This window comes from Ruegeria sp. CDSC052 (assembly GCF_059610685.1).
The window spans coordinates 342,161-356,346 of record NZ_JBXWOB010000002.1 but is presented as its reverse complement, the minus strand read 5'-3'; the positions used below and the strand labels follow the sequence as shown (position 1 = coordinate 356,346).

Genomic DNA, 14,186 nt, shown 5'->3' with positions numbered 1-14,186 from the left:
TACGTTCCTCCCTTGGTGGGCCAGCGCCAGAAATCACAACCAGCGCTAGCCTTCCTTAGTGGTCGAGCCGTCAGGCGATCTCGATCGTTTTCTTCTCGTCGTAAACTGAGCCATCATCATCGTACCAGGTGAAGACAAACTCACCGGCCTCGGGCACGGTTGCTTCGAACTGGAAGTACGGATTTGTCGAAATCGCAGGCTCCATAGTCACATCAATCACCATTTCTCCGTTAAACTCGCAGGTGAAACGGTTGATGATCGAACGCGGGATGACGTTGCCTTCTTTATCCTTGCGCTGGCCGCTTTCCATCTTGTGGCTGATCAGTGTCTTGATCGTAACAGCTTCGCCAGCAGCGGCTGTCTTTGGAACCTTGACGCGGGGCTTTACACCGGATGCCATTGGTTAATCTCCTGTTCTTCAGGGCGCGTGGCGATTAACCGCCGCACCCTCCGATTGTCACTTTTACGGTCGCGGACGCTTTGGCAAAACTGCCATCTGCCATCTTCGCCACGGCAATGACATCCTGCGTTCCGGCAAGACGGATGCGGGTTGAAGCGGCTTGTTCAGCAGCCAGCGGGCCGAAATTGAACGTTGCCACGCCCGGTTCGGGGTTGCCTGCGGCCACGATCAGAATTGCAGCTGCGCCCGGAGCACTGACTTCGATTGGTACGGTGTTTCCGTTTTCCGCGATTTCCGGTGCCGTCAGTGTAACACCGCCATCAGCCACATCTGCCCCGCCTGAAAATGCGGAGATCGCATCTTCAGCAGCTGCATTCGCTCGTAGCGGCATAATTGTCAGGAACGCGGCGCCCAGCCCAAGGGCCAGAGTCTCGCGGCGAGAGAGTTCCATTTTCAATCTCCTTTGAATCTTCGAAAAGTCACGCCAGAAGGCGAGATTATTCCTCTTTCAGTGTCGCTAGAAACGCGACCACGTCCTCGATTTCCTGTGCAGTCAGGATCGTCGTTAAAGGCGCCGTTGGCGCTTTGCCCGTATAGGCATCGCCTGGACGGATATATCCGTCATCCTTGTAGAACGCCGGCATTACCGTGCCTTCGAACGTCATTTTCGCGTTTGCGACTAAACCGCGAAGCTCTGCTTCGGTCCAACGATCACCGGCGCCATCCAGCATCGGGCCAACCTCACCATGGAACGGAATGTCCGCCAAAGCTGAGACCGCGTGGCAGGCCACGCAATTACCTTTGGACTTGTCGCCAACGATGAGTGCGCCATTTGCCGCGTCCCCATTAACATCGGTCAGAGAGACCTCGATTGCACCATAGTCGTCATAGGGTACGTCTTTCGGACTTGTCTCTTCGGCAAATGCGGCAACGCCCATCATAGCGGATGCCAGTGTTAAGAGTCTCAGCTTCATGATCCCTCCCATTTGCTACCGCGCCTGTGGCGCTTTGCGACCCAAAGACTTTGTGCACCGTAGTCGACGAACATGGTTTATCGCAACATCAAATTCATCATAATGAATTTTTTTATCTGTAACGCCCAATCTCACTCCTGCGAAATATTGTTTCGCTCCTGAATGCGCCGCGCGTGATACCTTTGGAAATCTTCGCCATTATCAAGTTCATATCGCTTCTGATCGACCCAGGTGAAAAGGTCTAAGGTTGTTCCCTTGGAGAATGCTCCCGGCATTACAGCAACGGCAGCATCGATGGCTGAGGCATCCTCGGGCACCTCTTCCGGCAGAAATACAAGCGTTGGGGTAAACAGAATCCCCCATTTGCGCATCAGCGCTCTCTGCTCATTCTCTTCTCCGTCAAAATCAGTGGCCGTGGTGCTTCCATGCAAATCCAGCTGGACGACAAAAAAGTTCTCTTCGATAAACGCCGCCATGTCGGGCTGTGGGAAAACCTCTTCGTGCATCTTTTTACAGTAGATGCAGCCCCGTTGTTCAATGAACAAAACCAACCGCTTACCTTCACCTGACGCTTCTTCAAGATCCTCGCGAAGATCTTTGAACGTGTCACGCATCCACGGTGTTTTATGCAATCCATCGTCGCCCAGATCAGCAGCAGAGACTGCAGCCCCTATCATGCATGCGATCAAAACTGACAAAGTGCGTTTCATGTCTTCCTCCCGGATTAACCTATGGCCGCAAGCCAGGGCATATAGTCTAGCATCCATTGTGCGATGTGATTGATCGAGTTGGTTGCGATCAGGACCCCGAACAGGATCAACAGCCCCCCCATTGCCATTTCGATCTGCGGCAAGTGCTTCCTGAACCGCACCATCCATTGCATGAAGGGGCGAACCAAAAAGGCCGCCAGAACAAACGGTGCAGTCATTCCAACCCCATAAACGAACAGAAGCCCCGCGCCCCGCCAAGCCGTTTCGGTTCCGGCCGCTGTAAACAGGATTGCAGCGAGCACCGGCCCAACACAGGGCGTCCAGCCAAAAGCAAATGCCAATCCAAGTACATATGCCCCAGTGAGGCTCACGTTTGATGTCTCGCCAATATCTGCACGTAACTGCCAATACAGGAACCCGATGCGAATTAACCCCAGGAAATGCAGGCCCATCGCTATGATGATGGCTGCAGCAATCCAACGCAGAATATCGAAGTATTCTCGTACCAGCTGACCAAATATCGAAGCCGTGGCCCCGAGAGCCATAAAGATGGTTATGATTCCAGCCGCAAATGCGATTGCAGCAAGCGTTGCCCGGCGGCGAACCTCGCTGGAAATGGCGGATGTCGCTGTAATCTGCTCCATCCCGACACCCGCCAGATAACCGAGGTAAAACGGCACAATTGGCAGGATGCAGGGCGACAGAAAGGACAAAAGTCCGGCGACCAAAGCTCCTGCAAATGTAATGTCGAGCATGGTCAAACCTGTCCTGGCGCGCTATCATTCACACATTCAAAATTATAAAGATATGTCACTGCGGTCAATCGGAGCTTTGGATGCGCCACCTAATCCCACGTTTGCTTGCGATCACGTTGCTTGTTTTTCCCGTGGCTTTACGGGCCGAAATGACACTTCTGATGGCAGAAGAAGATGGGTGCATGTGGTGCGCCCGCTGGGACTCCGAAATTTCAGAAATCTACACTAAGACACCTGAAGGAAATGCCGCACCGCTTCGGCGTGTCGATATCCACGCAGCCATGCCTGACGACATCACATTGGAACGGCCTCTCTACTACACACCAACCTTTGTTCTGTTGGACAATGGCCGAGAGGTCGGACGAATCGAAGGCTATCCCGGTGAAGATTTTTTCTGGGGTGTGTTGGGCGTTTTACTGCGTGACGCTGGGATACTAATTGAGACCTCTGGATAAACTGCGGTATATTACATAAACTGTTTTGAATGCGTGAAGCCATGAAAGCGAGGCGATCTTGTTGGACAAATCTTCGAACCTGCCTGTGTTCTCCAAGGACATGTGCGCCGAAGACATGGACAGAATGATGGAGAATGCTCAGACCGCGTCAAATTTCCTCAAGGCAATCAGCCATGAGGGGCGCCTGATGATTTTGTGTTATCTGTCGTCAGGGGAAAAATCGGTCACGCAGATGGAGGAAATGCTCTCAGCGCGTCAAGCCGCGGTATCTCAACAACTCTCCCGCTTACGCTTCGAGGGCTTGGTGAAGACACGACGCGAGGGGAAAACGATCTACTACAGATTGGCTGATGATCGTTCGACCCAAATCCTGGAAGTCGTTTACGACCTTTTCTGCAGGGAGAAGTAGAAGCCGGTCAGAAAGCCGCCAGCTTTGGGAGGAGACTGGCAATGCTCGAAGCATTGGGAGACACAAATACCGTTGCTCTGATCGGTTTGATTGGTGGCATCGTATTGGGATTGGCCGCACGCATCGGCCGTTTTTGCACGTTGGGTGCAATCGAAGACTACCTTTACGCAGATGATGACCGGCGGCTGCGCATGTGGGCAATGGCAATCGGTGTTGCGATTGTCGGCAGCCACACAGCTATGGCATTGGGGGGACTTGACCCTGTCGGAACAAGGTATCTTGCACAGACCTGGAACCCCCTCGGTTCGATCGTGGGGGGCCTCATGTTCGGGTACGGAATGGCCATCTGCGGTAACTGCGGCTATGGCGCGCTGGCAAGGCTGGGAGGTGGTGACCTTCGATCATTCGTAATTGTTTTGATCATGGGTCTTTCCGCTTACGTCGTAATGTCCGGACCCCTCGCCTATCTGCGGGTATGGATCTTTCCAGAGGAAATGGATCTCAATGGCCCCCAGAGCATTAGCTTTCTTGCCGAACGGTTGACCTCTATTCCAGCTTGGCGCGTTGGCTCTGTTATCGGTGTGGCTTTGGTGTTTTTTGCTTTGGCAAGCCATCGCTTCCGCCGCACTCCGGCACAGGTGTTTTGGGGGTCTGTAGTTGGACTGGCAATCGTTTCGGGCTGGCTTGGCACGAATTGGGTTGCGACACATGGTTTCGATGGTGAGCCGGTGCAAACCCATACCTTCGCGGCACCCCTGGGTGACACTATTTTCTACCTTATGACTGCGTCCGGAAACACTTTGTCCTTTGCGGTCGGATCAGTCTCCGGCGTTCTCATTGGCGCGTTTCTGGGGTCGTGGTCTAAGGGCCATTTCCGATGGGAAGCATGCGAAGATCCACGTGAACTCAAGCGGCAAATGCTGGGCGCTGCGATTATGGGTCCAGGTGCGATCATCGCGGTTGGTTGCAGCGTCGGTCAAGGCATATCTGCATTCTCACTTCTGGCCTACAGCGCGCCCGTAACATTCGCTGCAATCTTTGCAGGCGCAGCACTTGGATTGAGACAGCTCGTGTCTGGATTGTCCTTCATAACTGAGCGTTGAGTTCACAGTTCAAATCAGCGGGAATCCGGGTTTGCACCGGTGCAGCTGATGCGCTGCACCAAGACCTAAAGAAACCCGGTTAATTTGTGATGGTGCTGGCGACTCTGCCATCACAAAAGCAAGCCAAAACGCTCTCTTTCCGACTTTGTCCTCGATCTCGCTTCTAAGGACATACCAAGGCTTATCGAGCCCTTGCTTCAGCCTGTTCTCTGCGCCCTCAGAAGGTCGTGACAAACGCGCAAACGAAAAATGTGTTATGATGGCCCCTTAGAAAAGGGGGCTACTATGTACAATCCCGTATCATCTATCTCAAAATTTCGGATCGGCTTGTCGGCTTTGAACATCGCCGAACAGAAGTCAATTTTTGACTGCCTTCCCGCCACTGTTCAGGCGGCAGTGTGGCAAGACCGGCTTAGTGAAGGCATTGCGGCACTGTCTGACAGGTCTCAGTGCCGGTTACTTTCCGAGCTACAGGATTTACTCAATCCTGACTGCTACTCCGAAGACAAAGCGAACCATACGGCCACTTCTCGTCTTGAGGAGTTGTCGCCCGTGATCGAGAAGGTTTTTCCAGATCACTCGGTGTTTCATAAATATACGCAGCAACTCGGCGACAATGCTTGCGAAAGCCCGATTATCGAAATTGCCAAAGGCGCGCCGCCTACCTGCACATGTTCGTCTTCGAGATCCTGTATGTGGTGGCACAATGATTGTGGGGCAATGCAGGAATGTCTTGCCGGTGGGTGCAAGAAGACTAACGTTGGATGCGGGGTCCTGTGGCTTCAGACATGCGATGGCCTTTGCACTGGGAACTGGTGCTGAAGAACGCAGGAAAGCTCTACCTATTCTGACAGCAAAGCTATTGCTTTCTTTGCCGAATTACAGGCCTGTGTTGAGGTCTAAATCAGGCGCGTCGCGCGTCACGGTGTGACGATCAACCTTCCCGGATTTGTTGATCTGAACAATCAGAGACTCAGCACGTTGAAAGCGGTCAAAATAAGGAAAGTTGACGTGGTCCAGATGCGTCATGTCCTGGCACTGCATCTGATAGTCTGCCCTGAATTCGGTATGCACATTTGATCCGTTGTCTACGACCGGTCCCAACCCTTCACCAGACAGCGTGACATTGGCCGAGACAGTGAAACACCCCGCCTCTTCAGGCAAACTGAACAGATCAAGGGGGTTGGACAATTCGGAAATGGCTCCGGCGACCGAGGCCTGATCGCCTTCGGTTTCCGCTGGGCCTTCGAACCCCAGGACGTCAAGACCAGGAACCACAAGGGAAATTGAAATCCCGGCTTCCGAAAAGGAAACCGCCAATCGTCCCTGCCCATGCTCGTGCTGATTTGCAACCTGGGACTGAGGCAACGCGTTTACCGGGAAAAGCGTTAATACAAACACTAAGAACTTCATGACCATGGAACCATCTGAAAAGAATCAACTAAGCGACTCTAAACTGAAAAAACATTCGAGCAATCGCGTCACGATACACCAAAGCCCACTAGAATTGGGTAGGAATGAGCTATTTTCGCTCACAATTTACCTGACTATAAAACTCAGGTTGACTTAGTTGACTATTTCTATCAGTTATTTGGTCGAGCGTCGCATCGCGCGAACCCATTGTTATCTGACAAGAAAGACTACCCCCCAATGAATACCCCCCTGATCCTGACAAGCGCCGTGGCTCTGATGACCGCCACATCTGCTTTTGCAACCGAGACCCCCTCGAAAGCAGATGTTCTGAATACCTACGCCAATATCGCCGAGGCGAAGTACGATGACAGCCTGATTGCAGCCAAATCGCTGCAGCGCGCCGTGACCGAGCTGATTTCCGAACCAAACGACGCAACACTGAATGCCGCCCGTTCCGCTTGGATTGCGGCCCGCGTCCCTTATCAGCAGACCGAGGTTTATCGGTTCGGAAATGCGATCGTTGATGATTGGGAAGGTAAAGTGAACGCATGGCCCCTGGATGAGGGCTTGATCGACTATGTAGAAACAACCTACGGCGGCCCGAGCGACGAGAATGAGTTCGCCGCATTGAACGTCATCGCCAACCCAAGCTTTGAACTTTCAGGCGAACCAATCGATGCCAACGACATCACCCCGGAACTGCTGTCGGGCACTTTGCACGAGGCAGACGGGATCGAGGCCAACGTCGCCACTGGTTACCACGCGATTGAGTTCCTGTTGTGGGGCCAGGACCTGAACGGCCACGGTGAAGGCGCGGGTAGCCGCCCATGGACGGACTATGCCCAAGGTGATGCCTGCACCGGCGGCAACTGTGACCGTCGCGCCCAGTACCTTGAGGCCGTGACTGAACTGCTGGTCACCGAATTGGAATGGATGGCGACCCAGTGGCAGGACGGAGGTGCGGCACGAACCGCCCTGACCGAAAATGAGAGCGCAGGAATAAGCGCGATCCTCACCGGAATGGGCTCGCTGTCCTATGGTGAGCAGGCCGGTGAGCGGATGCGTCTTGGCTTGATGTTGAACGATCCCGAGGAAGAGCATGACTGCTTCTCGGACAACACGCATAACAGCCACTACTATGATGGTCTTGGCATTCAGAACGTCTATTTGGGCAACTATACCCGCATCGACGGAACTCCTGTCAGCGGCGCATCGCTTTCGGACTTGGTGATTGCCTCCGACCCATCTCTGGACGCCGAGATGAAGCTGAAGCTGGCCAACACAATGCAGGCGCTGGGTCGGATCAAATCCACAGCCGAGGCCGGGTTCGCCTATGACCAGATGCTGGAACGCGGCAATGAAGGTGGCGAAGTTTTGATCATGGGCGGTGTGAACGGGCTGGTGGACCAGACCAAGACAATCGAGCGGATCGTCACCATTCTGGACGTCGATCAGATTGAGTTCGAAGGTTCTGAAAGCCTGGACAACCCGACGGCTGTTTTCCAGTAAACCTAGCGGTTCGGGGGCGGAGGACTATCCCGCCCCCAACTTATTTTCGGCTAATTGACAGTATGCCGCAGGACACGCACTTAATAACTGACTAATATAGTCAGAATACAAACCAGAGCGCCACCTCCATGATCGTCTGCCATTGCACCAAGATCACAGACACCGAGATTCATGCCGCCATCGACTGGATGCGCGTTTCCGACCCTAGGGCAGTCATAACCCCTGGCAAGATCTATCATGCCCTTGGAAAATCAGCGGATTGTGGAGGATGCATGCCGCTTTTCCTAGACACCATGCGCGCCAGCGATAATCTGGAAGTCCCCATGCAGCTTTGTGTATTACGCACCAAGGCATCACAGGAGAGTGTAGATGAAGGGCGATCCCAAAGTCATAGAATACCTCAACAAATCTCTGCGGCATGAATTGACGGCAGTCAGCCAGTATTGGCTGCATTACCGTCTGCAAGAGGATTGGGGCCTGACCCACATGGCAAAGAAAAGCCGTGAGGAAAGCATCGAAGAGATGGGTCATGCCGACAAGCTGATCGAGCGCATAATCTTTCTGGAAGGTCACCCCAACCTGCAGAAACTGGACCCGCTTCGGATTGGACAGACCCCGAAGGAAACTCTGGAATGTGATTTGGCTGCCGAGAATGATGCGCGTGCCCTGTACGTTGAGGCCCGTGAATATTGTCGAGAGGCGGGCGACTACGTCACTATGTCTCTGTTCGAGAACCTGATCAGTGACGAAGAAGGCCATATCGACTTCCTCGAAACACAGCTTGATTTGTACGAAAGGATTGGCGAAGCCAATTATGCGCAACTTAACGCATCGAAAATGGACGAAGGCGAGTAAGCTCTCGCTTGTAGCGGTGGCTGCGATTGCAGCCACCCCGATCCTGTCCGCTGAACTGCAGGATCTGCATCTCAACTTCCAACCCAGAACCGAAGATGAAAAGGCCCGGATCGCGGATGTGATCGCCGCGCCCACGGATTTCGACGCCGCGCAACGGTTCGAGGACCTGCCCGCCGGTGCCGCAACCGTAAGGGCACGTCAGGACGCAGATGCATTTTCGCAACCTTCGGGCAATCTGAAATTCGAACAGGAACTGGATTTCAAGGTCGGCAACGGGCTGTTCAAGAAAATCTGGGTGTCTTCGCCTTCCTCGACCCTGGCCTCGGACGGCTTGGGGCCATTGTACAACGCGCGCTCTTGCCAACGGTGTCACATCAAGGACGGGCGCGGCCACACACCAAATGGGCCCTATGACGGGGCTGTTTCGATGTTCCTTCGGGTCTCAATCCCCGGTGGCGGCACAATCGATGAAATCGCGGACTACATCGCCACTCAGCCCGAACCCAATTACGGCGGGCAGATGCAGGATCTGGCCCTCGCGGGCCACCCCGCCGAGTACCGGCTGGACATCACCTATGAAAACCTTCCTGTCGCGCTATCAGACGGCGAAACGGTCATTCTCCGCAGCCCGACCTATACCGCGGCGGATCTTGGATATGGCCCGCTGCACCCCGAGGCGATGCTGAGCCCGCGCGTGGCCCCACAGATGATCGGTCTGGGATTGCTTGAAGCGATTCCGGTCGCGGACCTGCTGGCAAAGGCCGACCCGGACGACGCGGATGGCGATGGTATTTCCGGCCGCCCCAACATCGTTTGGTCAACCGAATACGGTGAACCGATGATGGGCCGGTTCGGCCACAAAGCCGGGATGCCTACGATAATGGAGCAGTCTGCTGCAGCTTTTGCAGGGGATATCGGCATCTCAAGCCCGCTTTACCCTGCTGGCCATGGGGAGTGTACGGAATTGCAGGTGGATTGCGTTGGCGCGCCCCATGGGGACAACGATGACCGCGTGTTTGAAATCGACCAACTGGGCATGGACCTCGTTGCGTTTTACAGCCGCAATCTGGGCGTACCCGCGCGGCGCGATATCGGTGACCCGCAGGTCCTGCACGGCAAGCAGGTGTTCTTCGATACCGGCTGCACCTCGTGCCACACGCCGTCTTATGTCACCCACCGGATGGACGACCGGCCCGAGCACAGTTTTCAGCTGATCTGGCCCTATACCGATCTGCTGTTGCACGACATGGGCGATGGTCTGGCCGACAACCGCCCCGAAGCGCGGGCAACAGGCCGGGAATGGCGCACGCCACCTCTTTGGGGTGTCGGCCTGACCGAGCAGGTCTCGGGTCATACCCAATTCCTGCATGACGGGCGGGCGCAATCGCTGCTGGAGGCCGTTCTGTGGCACGGCGGAGAGGCGCAGACGGCGCGCGACACCGTTGTCTCGATGCCCAAACCCGACCGCGACGCTTTGATCCGCTTTCTGGAGAGCCTCTGATGCGTGCCCTCGGCCTGGCCATTGCCCTTATTCTGCCCCTGTCAGCCTTGGCGCAAAATCCCAGCCAGATCCTGACAGATGTTGTTGAAGGGCACATTCTCCCCGGATACGCACAGCTATCTGACGCAACAGCTGCGCTGGATGCGGCAGCGCAGGCGGATTGCATAGCCGCTTCACCGAACCTTCGTGCAGCCTATCACCTGGCATTCGACCGCTGGGTCACGGTAAGCCACTTGCGCTTTGGCCCCTCCGAGGTCGATGACCGCGCATTTGCGATGGCATTCTGGCCAGACACAAAAGGGTTTACACCCAAAACCCTATCCGGCCTGATTGCCACCCAAGACGCGGTGGTTGACACCCCCGAGGCTTATGCCGAGGCTTCGATCGCGGGACGCGGGTTTCTTGCACTTGAATTGATGCTATTCGACCCAGCCCTCGCGGATCAGGGTGACAGGGCCTATCGATGCGCTTTGATCCGGGCGATTGCTGCAGATTTAAACCGCAATGCGAAGGCGATGGACCACGACTGGCAACCTTTCTCTGCCAACCTGACCATGCCCGGCGGAGATAGTCCTTACCGGTCTGCTGATGAGGCCATGCAGGAACTTTACAAAGCTCTGATCACCGGATTGGAATTCACTGCCGAAACACGCCTTGGACGCCCCATGGGCACCCTAGAGCGCCCCCGTCCCAATCGGGCCGAAGCGCGCAGGTCTGAACGGTCACTACGCCAGGTCGAACTGTCATTGATCACGCTGCGCGATCTGGCCACCGGGCTGTCCGCAGATCATCCGCAGATTGCCGCTGATTTGGATAATGCGTTCGACAAGGCTATCATCCGCACGCGTGAGTTAGACGACCCTACACTGGCCGGTGTCTCGACACCTTCGGGTCGGATACGGGTCGAAGCCTTGCAGCAGATGATCAACGACATCCTCACGATTGCAGCAACCGAGCTGGGCCCGACCTTGGGTATCAGTGCCGGATTCAATTCGCTGGACGGGGACTAAGCCATGACAAGCCGCCGTCAATTCCTTGCGGGCCTGGCTGCAGCTAGCCTTGCCCCAACACAAGGTTGGTCGACTGTCGGCGCGCCAGATTTCCTGGCGGCGGCGCTGTTTCCGGACGGCACCTATCGGCTGGCGGGCCTGAGTTCTGAAGGCGGTATCTTATTCTCTCTCCCCCTGCCGGCGCGCGGCCATGCCGCTGCGGCGCATCCCTTGCGCGCGCAAGCCGTGGCTTTCGCCCGCCGCCCTGGCACCTTTGGCGTGGCGATCGATTGCAAGAGCGGAACCCAAACCGCACGGATGGATGCTCCCAAAGGCCGCCATTTCTATGGCCATGGCGTGTTTTCCCGGGATGGAACCCATCTGTTCACCACCGAAAACGACTATGAGGCCGGTGAGGGTGTGATTGGCGTTTGGGACTCGGAGGACTACACGCGGTTGGGCGAGTTTTCTTCGGGCGGGGTCGGGCCGCATGATATGCGGATCATGCCGGATGGGGAAACTCTGATCATCGCAAATGGCGGCATTGAAACACATCCTGAAATGGGCCGAACCAAGCTGAATCTGCCCATCATGCAACCGCGCCTAAGTTATCTGAGTCTGTCAGGCTCGGTCCTGGAACAGATAGAGTTGCCCCGGACACTGCATAAAAATTCGATCCGACACCTTGCCGTTCGATCCGACGGTCTGGTCGGGTTTGCAATGCAATGGCAGGGCAACAAGTCAAACCACCCGCCTTTGCTGGGACTGCACAAAAGAGGCGAGGCTCCGCGCCTGCTTGCAGCCCCGGAATCGGTGCAAAGTGCCTTGCAGGGTTACGCTGGCAGCATTGCTTTTGCCGGGGACGGCAAAACCATCGCCATCACTTGCCCTCGCGGCAACAGTTTGCTTCGGTTCGACAGCTTGACCGGTCAACTTAACGACACGACCCCGCTTGAGGATGTTTGCGGCCTGGGTGCCGGGCCTTCCGGTTTTGTTTTCACCACAGGCACCGGGCTGGTCGGAGCGCTTACTGCCAAGGCCCGCATTTCCGCCCGGCCGGATTGTCAGTGGGATAACCATCTGGTTCCCGTTGGTCTGCCTGTATAAATTCGGAAATACCCGTCACATAGATTACACTTGGACGAATCGAATTGCTGCCGTATTGGCGGGCGCGAAGCAGGCACCCTAAGTTAAGGACAGACTTGATTGAAACAGACGCCCGACGCACCGCATTCCATCTACGGGGTTGAGAAATGGGGCAAAGACCTCATCGAGGTGACGGAAGACGGCGAAATCGGTCTGCGCAATCCCCTTGCACCAGAGACTGCTGCAATCAGCCTGCCCGGTATTCTGCGTGATCTGGACGATCGCGGCATCAAAGCTCCGATGATCCTGCGCGTCAGCTCCTATCTGGAGCACGAGATTGTCCATATTAACGAAAGCTTTGCAGAGGCGATTGCCCGGGTTGGGTACAAAAGCAGCTATCGCGGTGTCTTTCCGATCAAGGTCAACCAACAGGCTCAGGTGGTCGACCGGATCGTCGAGTTTGGGAAGAAGTACAATTATGGCCTTGAGGCTGGCTCGAAACCGGAACTTGTGGTCGCGCTTGCCCATCGTCTGGCCAATGAGGCGCTGATCGTCTGCAACGGCGTCAAGGATGCCGAGTTTATCCAGCTGGCCATCCTCAGCCGCAAAATCGGGTTCAATACGGTGATCGTGCTGGAAAGCCCGAAAGAGGCCGACACGGTGATCGAAGTCTATAACCAACTCGGCATCGAACCGCTGATCGGCGTACGGGTTAAACTGACCAACCAGATCAGCGGAAAATGGGAAGAAAGCTCGGGCGACCGTTCCGCCTTTGGCATGAACACCGATCAACTGGTCGCCACGGTGGACAAGCTGAAGGCCGCCGGATTGCTGCACTGCCTGAAGCTGCAGCACTCGCATCTTGGATCGCAGGTGCAGGACGTCAATGACGTGCGCCGCGCCGTGGGTGAGGCCTGCCGATACTATACCGAACTGACCCGCGAAGGCGTACCGCTGACCCATCTGGACTTGGGTGGCGGCATGGGCGTGGACTACACGGGCGAAAAGAAAGCCGCCGAAAACTCGATCAACTACACGGTCGAAGAATACTGCGCCAACGTGGTCGAAACCGTGGCCTATGCCATGGATGAAGCCGAGGTCGAGCACCCCACATTGGTCACTGAAAGTGGGCGCGCAATCGTTGCGACCTCATCCATGCTGGTGTTCAACGTGCTGGAAAGCACGCTTTATGACGCGCCAGACGGCCCTGAGGTCGAGGCGGATGATCATCACCTAGTCTCGGACCTTGCCGCCGTGCACGGATACCTCTCCAGCGACCGTCTTCAGGAATGCTGGAACGACGCCACTTTTTATCGCAACGAGCTGCGCGCACTGTTCCGCCGCGGATATATCGACCTGCGCCAGATGGCGCGCGCCGAACGCATTTATCTGTCATTGATGGCCCGCCTCAAGGCGTTGGCTGCCAGTGATGAGCTCGACACGGATGTCGACGAACAGTTGGAAAAAGTGGCTGATATCTATCACTGCAACTTCTCACTGTTCCAATCGCTGCCCGACGTCTGGGCCATTGACCAGCTACACCCGATCGTGCCGCTGCAGGGTCTGAACGAAACGCCCGACCGCCGCGCGGTGCTGTCCGATATCACTTGCGACAGCGACGGCAAGATCGACCGGTTTATTCTGGCCGACGGTGTCTCGCCCAGCCTGCCGGTACATTCCCTGCCCGAGAATGACGAATACTTCATGGGCGTCTTCTTTGTTGGTGCTTATCAGGAAACGCTAGGCGATCTGCACAACCTGTTCGGCGACACCAACGTGGTTACCATCGACCTGCGCTCCGATGGCGGTTTCGATCTGCTGCACGAGCAAGAGGGCGACACCATTGGTCAGGTCCTGTCCTATGTCGAGTTTGATCCGGCCGACTGTGTCGCCGCCTTCCGCAAAATGGTGGACGAGGCGATCTCGACCGGTACTCTGCTGGCCAAAGACCGCAAAACCCTGATGAGCGCATATCGCGACTCGATCAATGGCTACACCTATTACGAATAACCCCCGAGAGGAGATGA

At 55.7% G+C, this 14,186-nt stretch carries 17 protein-coding genes; 11 read left to right on the top strand and 6 right to left on the bottom strand.

The genetic code is table 11. The features are described 5' to 3' along the window. Positions 1–70: 70 nt before the first annotated feature. From soxZ to AC2FIM_RS07100, 5 genes are all read right to left on the bottom strand, one after another. Positions 71–400, bottom strand: a complete 330-nt coding sequence (soxZ, locus tag AC2FIM_RS07120) for a thiosulfate oxidation carrier complex protein SoxZ (RefSeq protein WP_142635848.1) — start codon at positions 398–400, stop codon at positions 71–73. Between the two features lie 34 nt (positions 401–434). Continuing rightward, positions 435–851, bottom strand: coding sequence for a thiosulfate oxidation carrier protein SoxY (gene soxY, locus AC2FIM_RS07115; protein WP_142635846.1), 417 nt, complete (start codon positions 849–851; stop codon positions 435–437). Between the two features lie 46 nt (positions 852–897). Then, entirely contained in the window at positions 898–1,374 is a 477-nt protein-coding gene (soxX, locus tag AC2FIM_RS07110) for a sulfur oxidation c-type cytochrome SoxX (protein WP_142635844.1), read from the bottom strand. Positions 1,375–1,505: 131 nt separating this feature from the next. Then, a complete protein-coding gene (locus AC2FIM_RS07105; protein ID WP_271948175.1) occupies positions 1,506–2,084 on the bottom strand; it encodes a thioredoxin family protein in 579 nt (192 codons plus the stop codon). Between the two features lie 14 nt (positions 2,085–2,098). Further along, positions 2,099–2,839, bottom strand: a complete 741-nt coding sequence (locus AC2FIM_RS07100) for a cytochrome c biogenesis CcdA family protein (RefSeq protein WP_496707958.1) — start codon at positions 2,837–2,839, stop codon at positions 2,099–2,101. A gap of 80 nt (positions 2,840–2,919) precedes the next feature. Between AC2FIM_RS07100 and AC2FIM_RS07095 the strand changes: the two genes are divergently transcribed. From AC2FIM_RS07095 to AC2FIM_RS07080, 4 genes are all read left to right on the top strand, one after another. Then, the gene (locus tag AC2FIM_RS07095; RefSeq protein ID WP_496676325.1) at positions 2,920–3,294 is read left to right on the top strand and encodes a hypothetical protein; all 375 of its coding nucleotides are present in this window, start codon (positions 2,920–2,922) and stop codon (positions 3,292–3,294) included. A gap of 100 nt (positions 3,295–3,394) precedes the next feature. Then, complete coding sequence (locus tag AC2FIM_RS07090) at positions 3,395–3,703, top strand: ArsR/SmtB family transcription factor (RefSeq protein WP_142635976.1); 309 nt, start codon at positions 3,395–3,397, stop codon at positions 3,701–3,703. A gap of 41 nt (positions 3,704–3,744) precedes the next feature. Then, positions 3,745–4,806: a YeeE/YedE family protein gene (locus AC2FIM_RS07085; RefSeq protein ID WP_496676328.1), complete on the top strand. Its 1,062-nt coding sequence runs from the start codon at positions 3,745–3,747 to the stop codon at positions 4,804–4,806. A gap of 249 nt (positions 4,807–5,055) precedes the next feature. Then, positions 5,056–5,628, top strand: a complete 573-nt coding sequence (locus tag AC2FIM_RS07080; RefSeq protein ID WP_142635834.1) for a bacteriocin fulvocin C-related protein — start codon at positions 5,056–5,058, stop codon at positions 5,626–5,628. A 57-nt stretch (positions 5,629–5,685) separates the two neighbouring features. On the opposite strand, the gene AC2FIM_RS07075 is transcribed toward AC2FIM_RS07080, so the two are convergent. Then, the gene (locus AC2FIM_RS07075; RefSeq protein ID WP_496731845.1) at positions 5,686–6,219 is read right to left on the bottom strand and encodes a ZrgA family zinc uptake protein; all 534 of its coding nucleotides are present in this window, start codon (positions 6,217–6,219) and stop codon (positions 5,686–5,688) included. A gap of 237 nt (positions 6,220–6,456) precedes the next feature. Between AC2FIM_RS07075 and AC2FIM_RS07070 the strand changes: the two genes are divergently transcribed. The 7 genes from AC2FIM_RS07070 (at position 6,457) to speA (ending at position 14,169) form a co-directional block, all read left to right on the top strand. Next, entirely contained in the window at positions 6,457–7,728 is a 1,272-nt protein-coding gene (locus AC2FIM_RS07070; protein WP_496676335.1) for an imelysin family protein, read from the top strand. Positions 7,729–7,856: 128 nt separating this feature from the next. Next, on the top strand, positions 7,857–8,150 hold the full coding sequence (locus AC2FIM_RS07065) for a (2Fe-2S)-binding protein (protein ID WP_496707959.1): 294 nt from the start codon (positions 7,857–7,859) through the stop codon (positions 8,148–8,150). Further along, the gene (gene bfr, locus AC2FIM_RS07060; protein WP_142635826.1) at positions 8,098–8,583 is read left to right on the top strand and encodes a bacterioferritin; all 486 of its coding nucleotides are present in this window, start codon (positions 8,098–8,100) and stop codon (positions 8,581–8,583) included. The genes AC2FIM_RS07065 and bfr overlap by 53 nt, the downstream gene beginning before the upstream one ends. Continuing rightward, entirely contained in the window at positions 8,543–10,084 is a 1,542-nt protein-coding gene (locus AC2FIM_RS07055; RefSeq protein WP_496707960.1) for a di-heme oxidoreductase family protein, read from the top strand. The genes bfr and AC2FIM_RS07055 overlap by 41 nt, the downstream gene beginning before the upstream one ends. Further along, entirely contained in the window at positions 10,084–11,094 is a 1,011-nt protein-coding gene (locus tag AC2FIM_RS07050) for an imelysin family protein (protein WP_496707961.1), read from the top strand. Before AC2FIM_RS07055 ends, AC2FIM_RS07050 begins: the two co-directional genes overlap by 1 nt. 3 nt (positions 11,095–11,097) lie before the next feature. Then, complete coding sequence (locus AC2FIM_RS07045) at positions 11,098–12,180, top strand: DUF1513 domain-containing protein (protein WP_496676347.1); 1,083 nt, start codon at positions 11,098–11,100, stop codon at positions 12,178–12,180. Positions 12,181–12,279: 99 nt separating this feature from the next. Then, positions 12,280–14,169, top strand: a complete 1,890-nt coding sequence (gene speA / locus AC2FIM_RS07040) for a biosynthetic arginine decarboxylase (protein ID WP_496696199.1) — start codon at positions 12,280–12,282, stop codon at positions 14,167–14,169. Positions 14,170–14,186 lie beyond the last annotated feature (17 nt).

Bases quoted from the DNA above. Each gene is read 5' to 3' on its own strand.
- soxZ (WP_142635848.1), bottom strand. From the start codon at position 400: ATGGCATCCGGTGTAAAGCCCCGCGTCAAGGTTCCAAAGACAGCCGCT.
- soxY (WP_142635846.1), bottom strand. From the start codon at position 851: ATGGAACTCTCTCGCCGCGAGACTCTGGCCCTTGGGCTGGGCGCCGCG.
- soxX (WP_142635844.1), bottom strand. From the start codon at position 1,374: ATGAAGCTGAGACTCTTAACACTGGCATCCGCTATGATGGGCGTTGCC.
- AC2FIM_RS07105 (WP_271948175.1), bottom strand. From the start codon at position 2,084: ATGAAACGCACTTTGTCAGTTTTGATCGCATGCATGATAGGGGCTGCA.
- AC2FIM_RS07100 (WP_496707958.1), bottom strand. From the start codon at position 2,839: ATGCTCGACATTACATTTGCAGGAGCTTTGGTCGCCGGACTTTTGTCC.
- AC2FIM_RS07095 (WP_496676325.1), top strand. From the start codon at position 2,920: ATGCGCCACCTAATCCCACGTTTGCTTGCGATCACGTTGCTTGTTTTT.
- AC2FIM_RS07090 (WP_142635976.1), top strand. From the start codon at position 3,395: ATGTGCGCCGAAGACATGGACAGAATGATGGAGAATGCTCAGACCGCG.
- AC2FIM_RS07085 (WP_496676328.1), top strand. From the start codon at position 3,745: ATGCTCGAAGCATTGGGAGACACAAATACCGTTGCTCTGATCGGTTTG.
- AC2FIM_RS07080 (WP_142635834.1), top strand. From the start codon at position 5,056: ATGTGTTATGATGGCCCCTTAGAAAAGGGGGCTACTATGTACAATCCC.
- AC2FIM_RS07075 (WP_496731845.1), bottom strand. From the start codon at position 6,219: ATGAAGTTCTTAGTGTTTGTATTAACGCTTTTCCCGGTAAACGCGTTG.
- AC2FIM_RS07070 (WP_496676335.1), top strand. From the start codon at position 6,457: ATGAATACCCCCCTGATCCTGACAAGCGCCGTGGCTCTGATGACCGCC.
- AC2FIM_RS07065 (WP_496707959.1), top strand. From the start codon at position 7,857: ATGATCGTCTGCCATTGCACCAAGATCACAGACACCGAGATTCATGCC.
- bfr (WP_142635826.1), top strand. From the start codon at position 8,098: ATGAAGGGCGATCCCAAAGTCATAGAATACCTCAACAAATCTCTGCGG.
- AC2FIM_RS07055 (WP_496707960.1), top strand. From the start codon at position 8,543: ATGCGCAACTTAACGCATCGAAAATGGACGAAGGCGAGTAAGCTCTCG.
- AC2FIM_RS07050 (WP_496707961.1), top strand. From the start codon at position 10,084: ATGCGTGCCCTCGGCCTGGCCATTGCCCTTATTCTGCCCCTGTCAGCC.
- AC2FIM_RS07045 (WP_496676347.1), top strand. From the start codon at position 11,098: ATGACAAGCCGCCGTCAATTCCTTGCGGGCCTGGCTGCAGCTAGCCTT.